This window comes from Microbispora triticiradicis (genome assembly GCF_005864065.1).
GTDB classification, from domain to species: domain Bacteria; phylum Actinomycetota; class Actinomycetes; order Streptosporangiales; family Streptosporangiaceae; genus Microbispora; species Microbispora triticiradicis.
The window spans coordinates 1-1581 of record NZ_VANP01000043.1 but is presented as its reverse complement, the minus strand read 5'-3'; the positions used below and the strand labels follow the sequence as shown (position 1 = coordinate 1581).

At 69.8% G+C, this 1581-nt stretch carries 1 protein-coding gene and 2 pseudogenes; all 3 read left to right on the top strand.

Annotated features, from left to right (window positions below; genetic code table 11):
* Positions 1-258 (top strand): annotated as a pseudogene (locus FED44_RS35425) (sugar ABC transporter substrate-binding protein); the annotation flags it as partial.
* 26 nt (positions 259-284) lie between these two features.
* Positions 285-1457 (top strand): Gfo/Idh/MocA family protein, encoded by a 1173-nt coding sequence (locus tag FED44_RS35420; protein WP_244302556.1) that lies wholly within the window; start codon positions 285-287, stop codon positions 1455-1457.
* Positions 1457-1581 (top strand): annotated as a pseudogene (locus FED44_RS37925) (sugar phosphate isomerase/epimerase); the annotation flags it as partial. The gene FED44_RS35420 and the pseudogene FED44_RS37925, both read left to right, overlap by 1 nt.

The following is a 1581-nucleotide window of genomic DNA, read 5'->3' as shown; positions in this document are numbered from 1 at the left end:
GAGTTCTTCATGGTCGGCGGTGCCGGTTCGGCGAACGCGATGCGTGACATCAAGGCCGACAGCGGTGTGCTGAAGGCGACGGTGACCTACAGCCCGACGATGGCCGCCTCGGCGATCAAGATCGCCCGGCTCATCGCGCAGGGCAAGGGCATGAGCGACCTGCTGGAGCAGCAGGTGCCGCAGTCCATCACGCTGACGTCGGAGACCGTCACCAAGGACAACGCCGACAAGTACCTGCCCACCGGGTTCGAATCCTGATCCAGCCCTGATTCGAGGGAGTTCTAGTGACTGAAAGCAGGCCGGCGCTGGGTGTCGGCATGGTGGGGTACGCGTTCATGGGGCGCGTGCACTCACAGGCGTGGCGGAGCGTCGCGGCGGTCTTCGACGTACCGAGGCCGGCCATGGCCGTCCTGTCCGGACGGTCCGCGGAGCGTACGGCCGAGGCGGCCGACACGCTCGGCTGGGCCGCGGTCGAGACGGACTGGAAGCGGCTGATCGAGCGCGACGACGTGCAGATCGTGGACATCTGCACGCCGGGCGACTCGCACGCGGAGATCGCCATCGCCGCGCTGGCGGCGGGCAAGCACGTCATCTGCGAGAAGCCGCTGGCCAACACCGTGGCGGAGGCGGAGGCGATGACCGCCGCCGCGAAGGAGGCGGCGGCGCGTGGCGTGCGCAGCATGGTCGCCTTCAACTACCGCCGCGTTCCCGCCATCGCCCTGGCCAGGAGGTTTGTGGCCGAGGGCAGGCTGGGCGAGATCCGGCACGTGCGGGCGCAGTACCTGCAGGACTGGATCGTCGACCCCGAGTTCCCCCTCGTGTGGCGGCTCCAGAAGGACAAGGCCGGGTCCGGCGCGCTCGGTGACATCGGCGCCCACATCATCGACACCGCCCAGTTCATCGTCGGCCGGAACCTGACCGGGGTGACGGCGCTCACCGAGACCTTCGTCAAGGAGCGCCCGCTCGCCGAGGGGTCGAGCGGCCTCGTCGGCCAGGGCGGCGGCGGTGAGAAGGGCGAGGTGACGGTGGACGACGCGGCCCTGTTCATCGGCCGCTTCGAGGGCGGCGCGCTGGCGTCGTTCGAGGCCACCCGCTTCGCCACGGGGCGCAAGAACGCGCTGCGCATCGAGATCAACGGGTCGGCGGGCAGCCTGTCCTTCGACTTCGAGGCGATGAACGAGCTGTGGTTCTACGACGCCGCGGAGTCGGACGCCGGCTTCCGGCGGGTCCTCGTCACCGAGTCGGACCACCCGTACGTGGGGGCCTGGTGGCCGCCGGGGCACGGCCTCGGGTACGAGCACACCTTCGTCCACGAGGTGAAGGACTTCCTGGAGGCGATCGCCGCCGGCACCGACCCGACGCCGTCCTTCGAGGACGGCCTCCAGGTGCAGCGGGTGCTCGCCGCCGTCGAGGAGAGCGCGGCTGCCGGTAGCCGCTTCACGAGTGTGGAGGACTGATGACCAGGCCGATCACGTTGTTCACCGGTCAGTGGGCGGACCTGCCGTTCGAGGAGGTCTGCCGGCTGGCCGCCGAGTGGGGCTACGACGGTCTTGAGATCGCCTGCTGGGGCGACCACTTCGA